At 60.6% G+C, this 16,212-nt stretch carries 18 protein-coding genes; 7 read left to right on the plus strand and 11 right to left on the minus strand.

Annotated elements, in window-relative coordinates:
- Positions 1-51 precede the first annotated feature (51 nt).
- Together ASD70_RS20595 and cysK are read right to left on the minus strand one after the other, a co-directional pair.
- Positions 52-990, minus strand: coding sequence for an aspartyl/asparaginyl beta-hydroxylase domain-containing protein (locus tag ASD70_RS20595; RefSeq protein WP_056847312.1), 939 nt, complete (start codon positions 988-990; stop codon positions 52-54).
- A 244-nt stretch (positions 991-1,234) separates the two neighbouring features.
- Positions 1,235-2,209 carry a cysteine synthase A gene (gene cysK, locus ASD70_RS20600; protein ID WP_056847313.1) on the minus strand — a complete coding sequence of 325 codons (975 nt, stop codon included), beginning with the start codon at positions 2,207-2,209 and terminating at the stop codon, positions 1,235-1,237.
- A gap of 125 nt (positions 2,210-2,334) precedes the next feature.
- Between cysK and ASD70_RS20605 the strand changes: the two genes are divergently transcribed.
- The 3 genes from ASD70_RS20605 (at position 2,335) to ASD70_RS20615 (ending at position 5,585) form a co-directional block, all read left to right on the plus strand.
- Positions 2,335-3,411, plus strand: coding sequence for a DUF748 domain-containing protein (locus tag ASD70_RS20605; protein ID WP_046071481.1), 1,077 nt, complete (start codon positions 2,335-2,337; stop codon positions 3,409-3,411).
- 150 nt (positions 3,412-3,561) lie between these two features.
- Positions 3,562-4,407 (plus strand): AAA family ATPase, encoded by an 846-nt coding sequence (locus ASD70_RS20610; RefSeq protein ID WP_034118675.1) that lies wholly within the window; start codon positions 3,562-3,564, stop codon positions 4,405-4,407.
- Complete coding sequence (locus ASD70_RS20615; protein ID WP_056847314.1) at positions 4,407-5,585, plus strand: vWA domain-containing protein; 1,179 nt, start codon at positions 4,407-4,409, stop codon at positions 5,583-5,585. The genes ASD70_RS20610 and ASD70_RS20615 overlap by 1 nt, the downstream gene beginning before the upstream one ends.
- Positions 5,586-5,603: 18 nt before the next feature.
- On the opposite strand, the gene ASD70_RS20620 is transcribed toward ASD70_RS20615, so the two are convergent.
- The 5 genes from ASD70_RS20620 to ASD70_RS20640 form a co-directional block, all read right to left on the minus strand.
- Entirely contained in the window at positions 5,604-6,188 is a 585-nt protein-coding gene (locus ASD70_RS20620; RefSeq protein WP_046071479.1) for a hypothetical protein, read from the minus strand.
- Positions 6,189-6,432: 244 nt separating this feature from the next.
- Entirely contained in the window at positions 6,433-6,975 is a 543-nt protein-coding gene (locus ASD70_RS20625; protein ID WP_046071478.1) for a hypothetical protein, read from the minus strand.
- A gap of 137 nt (positions 6,976-7,112) precedes the next feature.
- Positions 7,113-8,021: a biotin-dependent carboxyltransferase family protein gene (locus ASD70_RS20630; RefSeq protein WP_046071477.1), complete on the minus strand. Its 909-nt coding sequence runs from the start codon at positions 8,019-8,021 to the stop codon at positions 7,113-7,115.
- Positions 8,018-8,722, minus strand: coding sequence for a 5-oxoprolinase subunit PxpB (pxpB, locus tag ASD70_RS20635; RefSeq protein ID WP_056847315.1), 705 nt, complete (start codon positions 8,720-8,722; stop codon positions 8,018-8,020). The genes ASD70_RS20630 and pxpB overlap by 4 nt, the downstream gene beginning before the upstream one ends.
- The gene (locus ASD70_RS20640; protein ID WP_046071475.1) at positions 8,719-9,459 is read right to left on the minus strand and encodes a 5-oxoprolinase subunit PxpA; all 741 of its coding nucleotides are present in this window, start codon (positions 9,457-9,459) and stop codon (positions 8,719-8,721) included. The genes pxpB and ASD70_RS20640 overlap by 4 nt, the downstream gene beginning before the upstream one ends.
- Before the next feature lie 175 nt (positions 9,460-9,634).
- Between ASD70_RS20640 and ASD70_RS20645 the strand changes: the two genes are divergently transcribed.
- Entirely contained in the window at positions 9,635-10,549 is a 915-nt protein-coding gene (locus tag ASD70_RS20645) for a LysR family transcriptional regulator (RefSeq protein WP_056847316.1), read from the plus strand.
- Positions 10,550-10,672: 123 nt separating this feature from the next.
- Here ASD70_RS20645 and ASD70_RS20650 read toward each other — a convergent pair whose 3' ends face one another.
- From ASD70_RS20650 to ASD70_RS20660, 3 genes are read right to left on the minus strand one after another with little or no spacing between them, the layout of a single operon-like run.
- The gene (locus ASD70_RS20650; protein ID WP_046071473.1) at positions 10,673-11,215 is read right to left on the minus strand and encodes a DUF2937 family protein; all 543 of its coding nucleotides are present in this window, start codon (positions 11,213-11,215) and stop codon (positions 10,673-10,675) included.
- 11 nt (positions 11,216-11,226) lie between these two features.
- Entirely contained in the window at positions 11,227-12,003 is a 777-nt protein-coding gene (locus ASD70_RS20655; protein WP_003189615.1) for a class II glutamine amidotransferase, read from the minus strand.
- 30 nt (positions 12,004-12,033) lie between these two features.
- Positions 12,034-12,561, minus strand: a complete 528-nt coding sequence (locus ASD70_RS20660) for a hypothetical protein (protein ID WP_046071472.1) — start codon at positions 12,559-12,561, stop codon at positions 12,034-12,036.
- 24 nt (positions 12,562-12,585) lie between these two features.
- Here ASD70_RS20660 and ASD70_RS20665 point away from each other — a divergent pair, with 24 nt between their 5' ends.
- Both ASD70_RS20665 and ASD70_RS20670 read left to right on the plus strand, forming a co-directional pair.
- A complete protein-coding gene (locus ASD70_RS20665; RefSeq protein WP_056847317.1) occupies positions 12,586-14,628 on the plus strand; it encodes a S9 family peptidase in 2,043 nt (680 codons plus the stop codon).
- A gap of 68 nt (positions 14,629-14,696) precedes the next feature.
- Positions 14,697-15,170: a Crp/Fnr family transcriptional regulator gene (locus tag ASD70_RS20670; RefSeq protein WP_056847318.1), complete on the plus strand. Its 474-nt coding sequence runs from the start codon at positions 14,697-14,699 to the stop codon at positions 15,168-15,170.
- Here the strand turns inward: ASD70_RS20670 and ASD70_RS20675 are convergent.
- A complete protein-coding gene (locus ASD70_RS20675; RefSeq protein WP_046071469.1) occupies positions 15,167-15,445 on the minus strand; it encodes a hypothetical protein in 279 nt (92 codons plus the stop codon). The two genes, ASD70_RS20670 and ASD70_RS20675, sit on opposite strands and share 4 nt — an antisense overlap.
- Positions 15,446-15,523: 78 nt before the next feature.
- Here ASD70_RS20675 and ASD70_RS20680 point away from each other — a divergent pair, with 78 nt between their 5' ends.
- Positions 15,524-16,210 carry a spermidine synthase gene (locus tag ASD70_RS20680; RefSeq protein ID WP_046071468.1) on the plus strand — a complete coding sequence of 229 codons (687 nt, stop codon included), beginning with the start codon at positions 15,524-15,526 and terminating at the stop codon, positions 16,208-16,210.
- Positions 16,211-16,212: the final 2 nt, after the last annotated feature.

Below are 16,212 nucleotides of genomic sequence, written 5' to 3' on the forward strand. Positions count from 1 at the left end.
GGAGCAAGCCCCCTCCCACATTTGGCTGCATTTCAAGTCAAGAAATCACAATCAGCCGAACAACCACTTCCACAACAGCACCAACACCACCACCGCCAGCACCGGCCGCGCAATGCGGTACGCCTTGGGATGCTTGCGCTTCCACTGTTTGACCTGGCCACTGAACTTGTCGCTGAAGGTCTTGCTCCAGGCATAGGCCTGGTTGATGCCGCCCACGCGTTCGTCGTCAAGGTTCTGCGGCGCAGTAGCCCGGCCCAGTTGCTTGCTGACCCAGCGGTTGATACGGGTCATCAGGCGGTTGCTCAATGGCCGCTCGATGTCGCAGAACAGAATCACGCGGGTCTGATCGGTTTCGTTCTTGACCCAGTGCACGTAGGTTTCGTCGAACATCACATCTTCACCGTCGCGCCAGGCGTAGACCTGGCCGTCGACGAAGATGCGGCAGTCGTCGGAGTTCGGCGTGGACAGCCCCAGGTGATAGCGCAGGGAACCGGCAAACGGGTCGCGGTGAGGGTTGAGGTGGCTGCCGCCCGGCAACAGCGCGAACATCGCGCCCTTGACGTTGGGGATGCTGCTCACCAGCGCCACGGTCTTGGGGCATAACGCCTCGGCCGATGGCAGGGGTTTGTCGTACCACTTGAGGTAGAAGCGTTTCCAGCCCTTCTTGAAGAACGAACCGAAGCCGGCGTCGTTGTTCTTTTCGGCAGCGCGGATGTAGCCCTCGTCGAACAGGTGCATGGCCTCTTCGCGAATCACTTCCCAGTTGTCCTTGAGCACGTCCAGTTCCGGGAACTTGCTGCGATCCAGGTAGGGCTTGGACGGCACCGCGGAGAACAGGTACATCAGGGCGTTATACGGGGCGAACAGCGCCGAATGGTTGACGAATTGGCGCAACATCGGCAAACGGGCCTTGCCGCGCAGGTGGACATACAGCGTGCTGCCAATAAACAGCAGCAACACCGACAGTTTGGTGGCCAAGGAAAAGGTCATGCAGCAACTCCTGGAAATAAGCGCCTGGCCAGCAAACTTCCGTCAACGGAAACCAGACGTAATAGCCGGCCATGATAAACACTTGGAGCATTATGCAGAAGGCCCAGGCCGTCTGGCTGATCTGGATCAACACGCCTTCCCTCTGTAGGAGCGAGCTTGCTCGCGAAGAACCTCAACGATAACGCGGGCTTACTGATACAACGTGGCGCTCTCAGGTTTTTCGCGAGCAAGCTCGCTCCTACAGTCAGGCCTGGTTTTCCTGGTCGGTAAACAAGTCGCTGAACAACATGCTCGACAGGTAGCGCTCACCGGAGTCCGGCAGGATCACCACTATGGTCTTGCCCTGCATTTCCGGCTTCTCGGCCAGGCGTACCGCCACGGCCATGGCGGCGCCGCAGGAGATACCGCACAAAATGCCCTCTTCCTGCATCAGGCGCAGGGCCATGGCCTTGGATTCTTCGTCGGTCGCCAGTTCCACGCGGTCAACCATCGACAGGTCGAGGTTCTTTGGCACAAAACCGGCACCGATGCCCTGGATCTTGTGCGGGCTGGGCTTGATCTCTTCACCCGCCAACGCCTGGGTGATCACCGGCGACACCCTCGGCTCGACGGCCACCGACAGGATCGGCTTGCCCGCCGTGTTCTTGATATAGCGCGACACACCGGTGATGGTGCCGCCGGTCCCTACCCCTGCCACCAGCACGTCCACGGCGCCGTCGGTGTCGTTCCAGATTTCCGGGCCGGTGGTTTTCTCGTGGATCGCAGGGTTGGCCGGGTTATCGAACTGGGCCGGCATGAAGTAGGTGGTCGGATCGCCGGCGACGATTTCGCCGGCCTTGTCGATGGCTCCTTTCATGCCTTTGGCCGGCTCGGTCAGCACCAGCTCGGCACCGAGCGCCTTGAGCACTTTACGGCGCTCAAGGCTCATGGACGCTGGCATGGTCAGTAGCAGTTTGTAGCCACGGGCGGCAGCGACAAACGCCAGGCCGATACCAGTGTTGCCGGAAGTCGGCTCGACAATGGTCATGCCAGGCTTGAGCTTGCCGCTGCTTTCCGCGTCCCAGATCATGCTCGCGCCAATCCGGCACTTCACCGAATAACCGGGGTTGCGCCCTTCGATCTTGGCCAGGATGGTCACGCCACGCGGTGCGATGCGGTTGATCTGGACCAGCGGCGTATTACCGATGGAGTGCGCGTTGTCTGCAAAGATACGGCTCATGACGGGTCCTATTGACGGCTTTGAAGAAGGCCCCAAGGGTATGCCTCGTACTTCAACGCGTCCAGACGGTGGAACGTTGCGTTCATCAGAACAGTCAATCTCCTACAAGCAAGGAGAACCAACCCATGAAACGTCGCTACAGTTGGCCGTTATGGACAATCGCCGCGCTGCTGGTGCTGCTGGTTGCCCTGGACCTGGCCCTGCCCTACCTGGTGCGTAACTACCTCAACGACAAGCTCGCCGACATGGGCGATTACCGTGGCCAGATCACTGACGTGGACCTGGCGCTGTGGCGTGGCGCCTACAAGATCAACGGCCTGCAGATCGTCAAGGTCGACGGCAAAGTGCCGGTGCCCTTCGTCAAGGCGCCGCTGATCGACTTGTCGGTGAGCTGGCATTCGCTGTGGTACGACCATGCGGTGGTGGCCGAGGTGGAGTTTCTCAAGCCTGAGCTGAACTTCGTCGATGGCGGGGCCAACAAACAGGCGTCCCAAACGGGTAAGGGCACCGACTGGCGAGCGCAGTTGAGCAAGCTGCTGCCAATTACCCTGAACGAAGTGCGCATCCGAGAGGGCAAGATCGCCTTCCACAATTTCAGCTCAAAGCCGCCGGTCAATATCAATGCGACCTCGGTCAATGCCAGCCTCTATAACCTGACCAATGTGGTAGACGTTGAAGGCAAGCGCGACGCCAGCTTTGAAGGCAAAGCCCTGCTGCTGGGGCAGGCGCCCCTGGAGGCCAACGCGACCTTTGATCCGCTGAGCAATTTCGAAGACTTTGAGTTCCGCTTCCGCGCTAGAGACTTGCAACTCAAACGCATGAATGACTTCGCGTCCGCCTATGGAAAATTCGACTTCAAGGCCGGCACCGGCGATGTGGTGATCGAAGCCCAGGCTGAGAAAGGCCAACTGAGCGGTTATATCAAACCATTGCTGCGTGACGTAGAAGTCTTTGACTGGCAGCAGGATGTTGAGAACAAGGACAAAAATATCTTTCGCTCAATCTGGGAAGCGGTGGTCGGCGCCAGCGAGACCGTGTTGAAAAACCAGAACAAAAACCAGTTTGCGACCCGGGTAGAACTCAGCGGCAGCGTGCATCAGCAAGATATCAGCGCCTTTTCCGCGTTCCTGGCGATTTTGCGCAATGGCTTCATCCAGGCCTTTAATGCAAGGTACGAACAACCCAAGCCCAGCGCGGACTAAAAAATGTGGGAAGGGGCTTGCCCCTCCCACATGTAGCGCACTGGTCAACGGAAGTGACCGGCCATTCAGAGACTGAATAACCCGTCTGCGTTCACAGTCGCCAGGGCTGCGCGGTATAGTCCGGACATTGATGAATTCGAGGAATGACCGATGAAGTTCGAAGGCACCCAGGCCTATGTGGCTACCGATGACCTGAAACTGGCCGTCAACGCCGCCATCACCCTGGAGCGTCCGCTGCTGGTCAAGGGCGAACCGGGCACCGGCAAGACCATGCTCGCCGAGCAACTGGCCGAATCCTTCGGTGCCCGGCTGATCACCTGGCACATCAAGTCAACCACCAAGGCCCATCAGGGCCTGTACGAGTATGACGCGGTCAGCCGCCTGCGCGATTCGCAACTGGGTGTGGACAAGGTCCACGATGTGCGCAACTACTTGAAGAAGGGCAAGCTCTGGGAAGCCTTCGAATCCGAAGAGCGGGTGATCCTGCTGATCGATGAAATCGACAAGGCCGATATCGAGTTCCCCAACGATCTGTTGCAGGAACTCGACAAGATGGAGTTCTACGTCTACGAGATCGACGAGACCATCAAGGCCAAGAAGCGCCCGATCATCATCATTACCTCCAACAACGAAAAAGAGCTGCCGGACGCCTTCCTGCGCCGCTGCTTCTTCCACTATATCGCCTTCCCTGACCGCCCTACCCTGCAGAAGATCGTGGATGTGCACTACCCGGACATCAAGAAGGACCTGGTCAGCGAAGCGCTCGATGTGTTCTTCGATGTACGCAAGGTGCCGGGCCTGAAGAAAAAACCGTCCACCTCCGAACTGGTGGACTGGCTCAAGCTGCTGATGGCCGACAATATCGGCGAAGCGGTGCTGCGCGAACGCGATCCTACCAAAGCTATCCCGCCGCTGGCCGGCGCCCTGGTCAAGAACGAGCAAGACGTGCAACTGCTGGAACGTCTGGCCTTCATGAGCCGTCGCGGTAATCGATAATGTTGCTCAACCTGTTCAATGAAATGCGTGCAGCCAAGGTGCCGGTGTCGGTGCGCGAGCTGCTCGACCTGATCAACGCGCTGAAACAACGCGTGACCTTCGCCGACATGGACGAGTTTTACTACTTGGCCCGGGCGATCCTGGTCAAGGACGAGCGGCATTTCGACAAGTTCGACCGCGCCTTCGGGGCCTACTTCAACGGCCTGGAGAAGCTCGACGACCACCTGCAGGCGCTCATCCCCGAAGACTGGCTGCGCAAGGAGTTCGAACGCTCCCTGAGCGATGAAGAACGCGCGCAGATCCAATCCCTGGGCGGCCTCGACAAGTTGATCGAGGAATTCAAGAAGCGCCTGGAAGAACAGAAAGAACGCCATGCCGGCGGCAACAAATGGATCGGCACCGGCGGCACCAGCCCGTTCGGTTCCGGTGGCTACAACCCCGAAGGCATTCGTGTCGGTGACGCCGGCAAGCGCCAGGGCAAGGCGGTGAAAGTCTGGGACCAGCGCGAGTACAAGAACCTCGACGACCAGGTGGAACTGGGCACGCGCAACATCAAGATCGCCCTGCGCCGGCTGCGCAAGTTCGCACGTCAGGGTGCCGCCGAAGAGCTGGATATCGACGGCACCATCGACCACACCGCCCGCGACGCCGGGTTGCTGAATATCCAGATGCGCCCCGAGCGCCGCAATACCATCAAGCTGTTGTTGCTGTTTGATATCGGCGGTTCGATGGACGCCCATGTGAAGACCTGCGAAGAGCTGTTCTCAGCGTGCAAGACCGAGTTCAAGCACCTGGAGTACTTCTACTTCCATAACTTCGTGTACGAATCGGTATGGAAGAACAACCAGCGCCGCACCTCGGAGCGCACCTCCACCCAGGACCTGCTGCACAAGTACGGCGCCGACTACAAGGTGATCTTCATCGGCGATGCAGCCATGGCGCCCTATGAGATCACCCAGGCCGGCGGCAGCGTCGAGCATTGGAACGAGGAGCCTGGGTATGTGTGGATGCAACGCTTCATGGCCAAGTACAAGAAGCTGATCTGGATTAACCCGTACCCCAAGGACACCTGGGGCTATACCGCATCGACCGGGATCGTGCGGGAGCTGGTGGAGGATCAGATGTATCCGCTGACCTTGCGCGGCCTGGAGGAAGGCATGCGCTTCCTGGCCAAATAAGCCGCCTCGGAAGGCCCTTTACGGCCGATTCAGCACCGGTTTGCATGGTGGTGTCGACGGTGTGGGCCTGCACGCATCATGCCAGCCGAACAGCAGGAAGTTACTGGAGAACCGCCGCACCAGTTCCGCATCGACGCCATTGACGCGGCCGTCGTTGTTCACGTCCTGGCTGATATGGGCGCCATCGGCGGTGCCCACCTCGTTGGTAAAATAAGCCGCTGTGTAGGCCAGTGACTCATCATCGAGCTGCCCCTCACCTTGGTGAAAATGCAGGCGCACGGTATCCGGTATGCCGTTGGCATCGAAGTCTACGGCAAACACCATCAGGTATTTATCGGCGGCGCCGTCCTGGCTGAACCAGTTGAACTCGAGGAATTGCTGGGCGAACTCCAGCGCCATGGCTGCATCCAGCGTGTCAGTGACACCGTTATGGTTGATGTCGTCAGCCAGCTTCCAATCAAGCCTGCCATCACCCTTCATATCCACCACTGCAGCCGCCATGGCAAGGGGCTGCGCGAGTGTGTCGTCGTAGAAGTCCAGGCAGACCACGTCGGGCCTGGCGTTGTCGGTAATATCGTAAGCACGCAGAATCAAGAATCGCATAATACAAACTCGTAACAAGAAGAGCCCACAGGCTCCCATTGCTGCGACTCGAGGTCGACGGCCTCAAGCCGTCAGGGCAAGTCAGGCAATTCTGGCGTGCCTGTCCGGCCGAGCAGTGGTTTTTGGCCCATAGGCTCGATTACGTGTACCTGCGAATGTTGCGAGGCGTGGAGCAAGGGAAGCGGTTCTTTTCCCAATAGTGGCTGGAACCTGTAGTCGGTAGTCCCGACTGCAGGCATTTCACTCAGCAGTGCTCGCTGTCTACCCAGGAAAACTTTAGGAAGCGCGCGGCGAACTGTTTGACCAACTCCGTATCCTGGCGGTCCACTTTTCCATCATTGTTGACATCCTGATGGATCGAAACACTGGCGCCCAGGCCATTTCCGTCACTGTAAACCGCCGCCGAATAGACCAGGGTATCGTCCCGGGCCACGCCGTCGCCCTGATGGAAGTGCAATCGGACCGTGTCGGGAATCCCGTTGTTGTCAAAATCCCCCGCAAACACCTTCAAGTACTTGTCAAAAGGCGCATCGACGCTGAACCACTCAAACGCCAGGAACAACTGGGCAAACTCAAGTGCCATCTGCCGGTCGACTGTATCGACAATACCATCTTGATTCATATCATCGGCCATGACCCAGTCAAGCTTGCCATCATCCGTAATATCGAAGGCCGTCGCCTTATAAGCCAGCGCAGGCGTGCAGGTGTCGTCATAAAACTCCAGATAGACAACATCGGGAATGTCGTTATCGAGTATGTCCTGAGCAAAAATCTTCAAGTAACGCATAACAAAGCCTGATAGTGAATGACACGATCAGGCTTGCATGGAGAGGTGATCGAACAAAGAAGGCAAACATCGGGCACGCGTAGGAATAACCTTAAGATCGTCCCCCGCGCTCGGCGTAGGGACGATCAGGGGCGGTGTTATTTAAATCGGCGCAGATATTCGTTGTGCTGCCGATGCGCCGTCTCTTGTACCACCGGCGCCAACCTGATTTTCTCCCCCGGCAAACACTGTGCCAGGCGCGCCAGCGCCAACGGCGTCAACGCACCCAGGCGCGGATAACCACCGATAGTTTGCCGGTCATTGAGCAATACAATCGGCTGCCCGTCCGGCGGCACCTGGATCGCGCCCAGTGGGATACCTTCGGAAATCAACGACGGCCCCTGGTAGTGCAGCGGCGTACCGAGCAAGCGCATGCCCATGCGGTCGGCGCGGCTGTCCAGGACCCATTCGGTGTTGAACGCATCAAACAGGCTCTGCCCGCTGAACTGGCCGATCTGCGCACCGATGATCACGTCCAGGGATGCAGCGGATGGCAAATCCGGGTTGGCCAGCACTTTCATCGCGCCCCCGGTCCCGGAATAGGTCAACCGCGCGCCTTCAGCCAAGGCTTTGCCGAAACCGTCCACCCCGCCCATCGCCTCACGCACCACCGTGGCGCAACTGCCGAGCACGTGCGGCGCATCGAACCCGCCCGGCGCCGCCAGGTAAGCCCGTGCCCCACTGAATGGCTGGGTAAAGCGCAAACGCTGACCCTTTTGCAGGATAAAACTGCGCCCGGGGCTGATGGCACGCTCATCGATATACGCGCCCAGGTCCGCACCGGCCAAGGCCAGCAGACAATAGTCCTCGGCCTGCACGGTAAAGCCGCCGAGGGTGACTTCCACCACAGGCGCATCCAGGGCGTTGTCCAGCAGCCAATTGGCCCAGGACATGGATACCCAATCCAGCGCGCCGCCCTGGGTTACGCCGAGGTGGCGCACGCCAAAACGCCCGGCGTCCTGCAACAGGCACAGCGGTGTGCTGGCCTCGATGATCAAGCCGCTCATGCCTGCGCCTCCAACGGCGTGTCATCGCCTCCCAGGTGGATAAATTCAGCGTGATTGACCGCTTCGAAGCGCACCGTGTCACCGGGCTGCATCAGGCTGTAGCCGTCGCGTTCGCGGTCGAACAGCTTGGCCGGGGTGCGGCCGATCAGGTTCCAGCCGCCCGGTGACACCACTGGGTAAGCAGCCGTTTGCCGTTCGGCAATGCCGACGCTACCGGCCGCCACGCGTTTGCGCGGGGTGCTGAGGCGCGGCGTGGCGAGGGTTTCGTCCACCAGCCCCATAAAGGCAAAACCCGGGGCGAAACCGAGGGCGAACACCTGGTATTCGTGGGCGCTGTGGCGGCGGATCACTTCATCCACCGCCAACCCGCTACGCTGGGCCAGCAGGGTCAGTTCCGGGCCGACACTCAGGTCGTACCACACCGGCAGCACATGGCACTGGCCGCTGGCCTGGGCCTGGGGTTGCAGATCGGTAAGGGCCTGGTCGATCAGTTCCCGGGCCTGGGCCGGGGTCAACGCCGTGAGATCGTAATGCACCATCAAGGTGGTATAGGACGGCACCAGGTCCACCAACGCGGGGCCGAATCCGGCCCGCAGGCGCTGGGTGGCGGCGAGCATCCATGGCATATTGGCTTCGGCAATCGCCTCAAACAGACGCACCATCAGACAATCGATGGCCACCACTTCAATGCGTGGCTTCATGCTGTCTTCAACGCCTCACGGATACGCTGCACCGCAGCCACCGAGCTGGCGTTGTCGCCATGCACGCACAAGGTATTGGCCTGCAATACCAGCGCACTGCCGTCGCTGGCGACCAGCGCCTCGCCAAGGGAAATGGTCAGGGCCTGTTGCACGATGGTGTCGGAGTCGTGATGCACCGCGCCGGGCAACTGGCGCGAAACCAAGTGGCCCTTGCTGTCATAGGCACGGTCGGCAAAGGCTTCGAACCACAACGTCACGCCGTATTCATCGGCCAATGCCTGGGCAGCGCTGTTGTCGCGCATGGCCAGCAGCATCAGCGGCAGGTCGCCGTAGGCGGCCACGGCCTGGATCACCGCACGCAACTGCGCCGGGTTGGCCATCATGTCGTTGTACATCGCGCCGTGGGGCTTCACATAGCTGACGCGACCGCCCTGGGCCCGGCAGATGCCGTCCAGCGCGCCGATCTGGTAGTGCAACAGATCCTGGATTTCCTGGGGCGTGTAGTGCATCGAACGCCGGCCAAAGCCCTGCAGGTCTTGATAGGCCGGATGGGCGCCGACTTGCACGCCATGCTTGAACGCCAGGCTGACGGTCTTGCGCATGATGCTCGGGTCGCCGGCATGAAAGCCGCAGGCCACGTTGGCGCAGTCGATGAACGGCATGACTTCGGCGTCCAGACCCATGGTCCAGTTACCAAAGCTTTCGCCGATGTCGCAGTTCAAAAGCAGGCGGCTCACGGTGGTCGCTCCTGTAGGCTTTGTTTTTTTGTAGTGTGGGATTTATTACACAGAACTCGCAACTTGTCCTGGCACCCCTACGACGCTTATCGTGGAACAGCTCGATTTTTGGCGCTTGCCCGGTGCGACGTCCAACTAATAAAAACCGATCCATGCATAAGAAAAAGTTGATCCCATGAATTTGAAGTTCCTCGAAACCTTCGTCTGGGTGGCCAAGCTCAAGAGTTTCCGCCTGACTGCCGAGAAGCTATTCACCACCCAGGCATCGATTTCCAGCCGCATCGCGGTGTTGGAAAGCGAGTTGGGCGTGAAGCTGTTCCTGCGCGACTCCCGGGGCGTGAGCCTGACCCCGGAAGGCTTGAAAGTGCTCGATTACGCCGAGCAGATGATGGTGACCATGCAGGGCTTGAAGCAGTCCCTGGAAACCACCAGCAGCAAGGTCGGGCGCATTCGCATAGGCGCGATGGACACAGTGATTCACACTTGGCTGAGCCCGCTGGTCGCGGAATTGATGGATCATTTCCCACTGGTGGAAATCGAGTTGGTCGCCGATACCGCACTTAACCTCAGCGATCAGTTGCAAAAAGGTTTCCTCGACCTGATCCTGCAAACCGACCTGCTGCGCCTGGAAACCGTACGCAGCCTGGAACTGGCCAGCCACCCCATGGCCTGGATCGTTGCCAGCCAATCGATCTATCACCGCGACTACGCCTCCCTGGCCGAACTGGCCCAGGAGCGCATCATCACCTACTCGAAAAATTCCCACCCGCACCAGGACGTGATCAGCCTGATGCAGGCCAACGGCGTGGCCGCGCCACGGATGAACTGTGTGAACTCGGTGTCGGCGATTACCCGCTTGCTGCGCGATGGCTTCGGCATTGGCGCACTGCCGCCGGTACTGGTCAGCGAAGAACTGGCGCGGGGCGAATTGGTGATGCTGCCGATGGCCCAGCGCCTGCCGAACTTGCAGGTAGTGGTGTCATGGCGCGTGGGAGTTGAGTTGGTGGAGGAGATTGTGGGGTTGTGCCAGAAGGTGGTGGCCCGCTACGCCGAGGAAGTCGGTGAAGAGCGGATGCTACTAAGCCACTGACTAAACCGGATCCAAATGTGGGAGGGGGCTTGCTCCCGATAGCAGAGTGTCAGTCGATGAAGATGTTGACTGACCTGCGGCCATCGGGAGCAAGCCCCTTCCCACATTTGGCCGAGTTAGGCGTTAGAGGCCCTTGAGGTCCCGCTCTTCGATGGGCCGGCTCTGACGCAAGCGCCTGCCGCCCAACACCACCCAATCAATCAGGCGGTACAGGCATTCGATGCCAAACGACAACAGCATCGCCCCACCCAGGCCCCAGCCCATGGCTTCGGGTGTGAGCAATATCTGGTAGCTGTAGCCATTCCAGGTTTCCTGGCGGATATCCGGGTCGGCGGCCACCGCCACTTGCAGCACGCGGATATACCACGGGCCCTGCATGGCCTGGAATTGCTTGTCCAACTCAAGCTGGCGATCGAGCATCGCGCCCAGGCTGCTGGCGTCGCTCTGGAATACCGGGTCATCGCTGGCACGGTAATGGGCCACCAACGCTTGCATATCACCGTTGAAAAACTGTTGCGCCGTGGATTCAAAGCCGCGCAGGCCAGTCTGGGCCTCGATCAGGTGGGCTTCGACGCGCTTGGCGTAGTCGTTGATAAACCCCGGCACCTGCACGCCGATCAACAAGCCCATGGCAAACAGCACCAACCGCAGATAGCTAAGCAACATGATCGATATCCTTACTCGGTAACGCCCTGGCTGACGCATTCACCGCGTCGCCATAGGCTCCATTGGCCCGGTTCGTAGCGGGTCCAGTTTTCGTTGTCGGTCAGGGGCTCGGTGGCGATCACCGTTACCACGTCATTGGGGGTGGTTTCGGCCTGAAAATCGACGATCACGTCGACATCTTTCAAGCGCGCCGGGCCAAAGGGTGCGCGCCGGGTAATCTGCGCCAGTTTGGTAGAGCAGTAGCAGAACAGCCAGTCGCCATCGCTGAGCAAGCAGTTAAACACGCCCTTGCTGCGGTATTCGGCGCAGGCGGCGATCAGGTCCGGCAGCACTTGCTCGATGTCTACCGGCTCGGGGAAGGCTTCGCGCACGCGGTTGAGCAGGTCGCAGAAGGCCGCTTCGCTGTCGGTATCGCCCACCGGGCGGTAGAAGGTGGCGCGGGGGTTGAAGTCCGCCAGTTGGCCGTTGTGAGCAAAACACCAGTTGCGGCCCCACAGCTCGCGCACGAACGGGTGGGTATTGGCCAGGCTCACCTTGCCCACGTTGGCCTGGCGGATATGGCCAATCACCACTTCGCTCTTGATCGGATAGCGCTGCACCAGCAACGCGACTTCCGACTCACTGCTGGCGGCCGGGTCCTGGAACAGCCGCAGGCCACGACCTTCGTAGAAGGCGATGCCCCAGCCGTCGCGGTGCGGGCCGGTACGCCCACCGCGCTGCATCAGCCCGGTAAAGCTGAACACGATATCGGTGGGGACGTTGGCACTCATGCCCAATAATTCACACATGCCAGGGCTCTCGCTGCAGGGCGGACAACGTTAAAGGCGCGGTTCGACCCGCATGCCACTCACCGGCGCCGGGCGACGGAACGGTTCGTCGTCTTCCGGCTCGGCGGCCAGGGCAGCATCCGTGGCGGCCTTGCGCTCACGCCGGGCGTTGGCCGCACGCTCGATTGGCCAGCGGATCAACACAAACACGATGTATAGGGCGAACACGATCATGGTGTACATGAACAGATCGGAAATCGCCCGCCAGGCGTTGTTGCCGACCTTGAGCACCAGGTCCAGGGCGGTAATCGCCACGGCCGGCGCGAACTGGGTCTTGACCGGGTCGACGATGGTCGGGCTCAGCAACAACACCGCCATCAGCAATTGCAACGGCTCGCGCAGCCAGCGCCACATCCAGCGGGTCATGCGCCACCACACCAACAGGCAGCCCAAAGCGGCGAAGGCGTAGAGGCCCCAAGCGGTCAGATAGTCGTTCTCGGTCATGGTGTCCATGGCAAGGTTGGCAAACAGGCGGCTATGATAACGGCTTTTGCGTGTCGCGGCTGCAATGCCTGCCACCTTCCGCCAGACAGAGAGTGATCCATGACGTCATCGACCGCCCCGATTGCCCGCAAGGCCCCAGGCCCAGACCCGTACGCCTGGCTGCAAGCGCGGGACACCCCAGAAGTGCTCGACTACCTCAAGGCCGAAAACGCCTGGCAGGAGGCCCAGTTGGCCGACCAGCAGGCGCTGCGCGAGACCCTGTTCGAAGAGATCAAGGGCCGTATCCTTGAAACCGACCTGTCCCTGCCCTCCCCTTGGGGCCCGTACCTGTACTACACCCGCACCACCGCCGGTGACGAATATGCGCGCCATTACCGCTGCCGCCGCCCGGCTGACGACAGCAACCAGGTAGATGACAGCAGCGAAGAATTGCTGCTGGACCCGAACGCATTGGCCAACGGCGGCTTTTTCTCCCTCGGCGCGTTCAGCATCAGCCCCGACCACCAGCGCCTGGCCTACAGCCTGGACACCAGCGGCGAAGAGATCTACACCCTGTTCGTGAAGGAATTGGCCACAGGTAAAGTCAGCGAACTGTCGTTCGAGAATTGCGACGGCAGCATGACCTGGGCTAATGACAGCCTGACCCTGTTCTTCGGCGAACTGGACGACACCCATCGCCCGCACAAGCTGTATCGCTATCGCCTGGATGGTACGGCGGCGCAGGAAGTATTCCACGAGCCCGACGGACGTTTCTTCCTGCACTGCTACCGTTCCAGCTCCGAGCGCCAACTGCTGCTGGCCCTGGGCAGCAAGACAACCAGCGAAATCTGGGCGCTGGACGCCAACCAGCCGCACCTGGGCTTTACCTGCCTGGCGCCACGTGTCGAAGACCATGAATACGATGTCGACCATGGCAAGCGCAATGGCGAATGGACCTGGTTTATTCGCAGCAACCGCGATGGGATCAACTACGCGCTGTTCATCGCTGCCGATAACGGCACGCCGCCTACCGAGGCCGACTGGCAGAACCTGATCCCTCACAGCGATGAAGTTATGCTCGACGGTGTGAGCCTGAACGCCAGCGCCATGACCTTGAGCCTGCGCATCGGTGGCCTGCCGGTCATCGAGGTGCACCCCGAAGATGTACCGGCCTATCGCGTGGAGTTACCCGATGCGGCCTACAGCCTCTACGTACAAAACAGCCTGGAATTTCACAGCGACAAGATCCGCCTGCGCTATGAGGCCTTGAACCGTCCGGCCCAGGTACGTCAGCTCGAACTGGCGACAGGCGCCCAAGTGGTGCTCAAGGAAACCCCGGTACTTGGCGTGTTTAATGCTGACGAATACGTCAGCCAACGCCTATGGGCCACCTCCGCTGACGGCACCCAGGTGCCCATCAGCCTGGTGGTCAAGCGTGACCGGCTCGGCCAGCCGACGCCGCTGTACCTGTATGGCTATGGTGCCTATGGCCAAAGCCTCGATCCGTGGTTCTCCCACGCACGCCTGAGCTTGCTGGACCGTGGGGTAGCGTTTGCCATCGCCCATGTGCGTGGCGGCGGTGAGTTGGGCGAAGCCTGGTATCGCAATGGCAAGCAGCAGCACAAGCAGAACACCTTCAGCGACTTTATCGCCTGCGCCGAACACTTGATTGCCGAGGGCGTGACCACCTCCAGGCAACTGGCGATCAGCGGCGGCAGTGCCGGTGGCCTGTTGATCGGCGCCGTACTCAACCAGCGTCCGGAACTGTTCCAGGCAGCGATTGCCGAAGTGCCGTTCGTCGATGTGCTCAACACCATGCTCGACCCGGAACTGCCGCTGACCATCACCGAGTACGACGAATGGGGCAACCCCGAGGACCCCGAGGTGTATGCGCGCATCAAGGCCTACGCGCCCTACGAAAACGTCAGCGCCCAGGCTTACCCGGCCACTCTGGTGATCGCCGGCTACAACGACAGCCGCGTGCAGTACTGGGAAGCGGCCAAATGGGTGGCCAAGCTGCGCGACACCGCCACCTCCGACAACCTGCTGCTGCTCAAGACCGAGCTGGGCGCCGGCCATGGCGGCATGAGCGGTCGCTATCAGGGATTACGTGACGTAGCGCTCGAATATGCGTTTGTGTTCAAGGCGCTCGGGCTGATTTAGGAACTTACCGGGGCGGCCCTGTCTGAACAGGGGACCGCCCTACATATTGACGGACCAATACTGCTGCCATGCCACAAGCCACGTTACTCAACGACGAAATCCGCGACATGCTGATGGACTGCGGGCTGTTTGACCCGTTGCTGCCCGAAGATTTTCATATCGCCGCGGGCTACTTCAATATCAGCAGCATTCCCCAGGGCGAGGTGATTTTCCTCGAGGGCGATGCCGGCACGTTCATGTGCATCCTCCACACTGGCCAGGTGGCCGTGCAGAAAATCAATCACACCGGCCAGCGCCTGACCATCGCCACCCTGCGCAGTGGCCGGGCGTTTGGCGAAATGGCGGTGCTCGACGGCGAGCGGCGCTCGGCCAGTTGCGTCGCGGCCAGTGATTGCGTGCTGTTAAACCTGGGCAAGGACGCCCTGGAAAAAATGCTCTATGAAGCGCCAAGGGTGGCGGCCAAGATTATCCGCGCCATTGCCGTGGCCCTGTCCAAGCGCCTGCGCATGGCCGATGGGCAACTGTTATCTCAACAGTTTTAACCGCCGGGGGTCTTGGGCTTGCTATCGTTCTGCTGCAGGCCGGGGACGGTCTGGTCCTTGGGCGGCGCGGGCAATACGATGGGCACCAGGGGCGGCGAGCCGTTGGTCTTGGGCACGGCTGGTGGCGTGACTTGCGGGTACAAGGTCGGCGTTGGCGTGCCCGGCGCGCCTGGGGTTGGAGCGGGCGCGACCGGAACGGTTTGCAACTCCTGAGCCTGCGCCACAGCAGATATGAGCGCGCTCAATACAATGGCCGTTAGAATGCTGCACTTCATCGATGGCTCCATGGCCTGACCGGAATATCGTAAGGCTACTCCCAACTGCGCAAGAATGCCCTTCCCAATGAGATTTCCATGAAACGTTTCGTTCTGCTGGACACCACTCCGATTCCCGACAATGGCGGTGCCTTGTGCCTGTTCGAATACGGCGAGGACTTTGTCATCAAGATCCAGGGCGGTGACGGCGGCCAGCTGATGAACACGCGCATGCACGGCTCCGAAGACGCCCTGGCCGAGATCCCCTGCCGCAAGGTGGCCGGCCGCCCGGGCTCACGGGTACTGATCGGCGGCTTGGGCATGGGTTTTACCTTGGCCGCAGCGCTCAAGCATTTGGGCAAGAGCGCCGAAGTGGTGGTCGCGGAGTTGGTGCCCGGCGTTGTGGAGTGGAACCGTGGGGCGCTGGGGGAAAAGTCCGGGCGCCCGCTGCTGGACCCACGCACGGTGATCCGCCTGGAAGACGTGGCCAAGGTGCTGCAGGCCGAGCCCCAGGGCTTCGACGCAATCATGCTCGACGTCGACAACGGCCCCGAGGGTCTGACGCAAAAGGCCAATAGCTGGTTGTATTCCGCCGGTGGCCTGGCCGCGTGCGCCAAGGCCCTGCGCCCCAAGGGCGTACTGGCCGTGTGGTCGGCGAGCGCCGATAAGCTGTTCAGCGACAAACTGCGCAAGGCCGGCTTCAAGGCTGAGGAAGTCCAGGTGTTTGCCCATGGCAACAAGGGTACGCGGCATACCATCTGGATTGCGGAAAAGCTGAAGGGCTGAGC

Source organism: Pseudomonas sp. Root569 (assembly GCF_001427465.1).
In the GTDB taxonomy this organism is placed as follows: domain Bacteria; phylum Pseudomonadota; class Gammaproteobacteria; order Pseudomonadales; family Pseudomonadaceae; genus Aquipseudomonas; species Aquipseudomonas synxantha.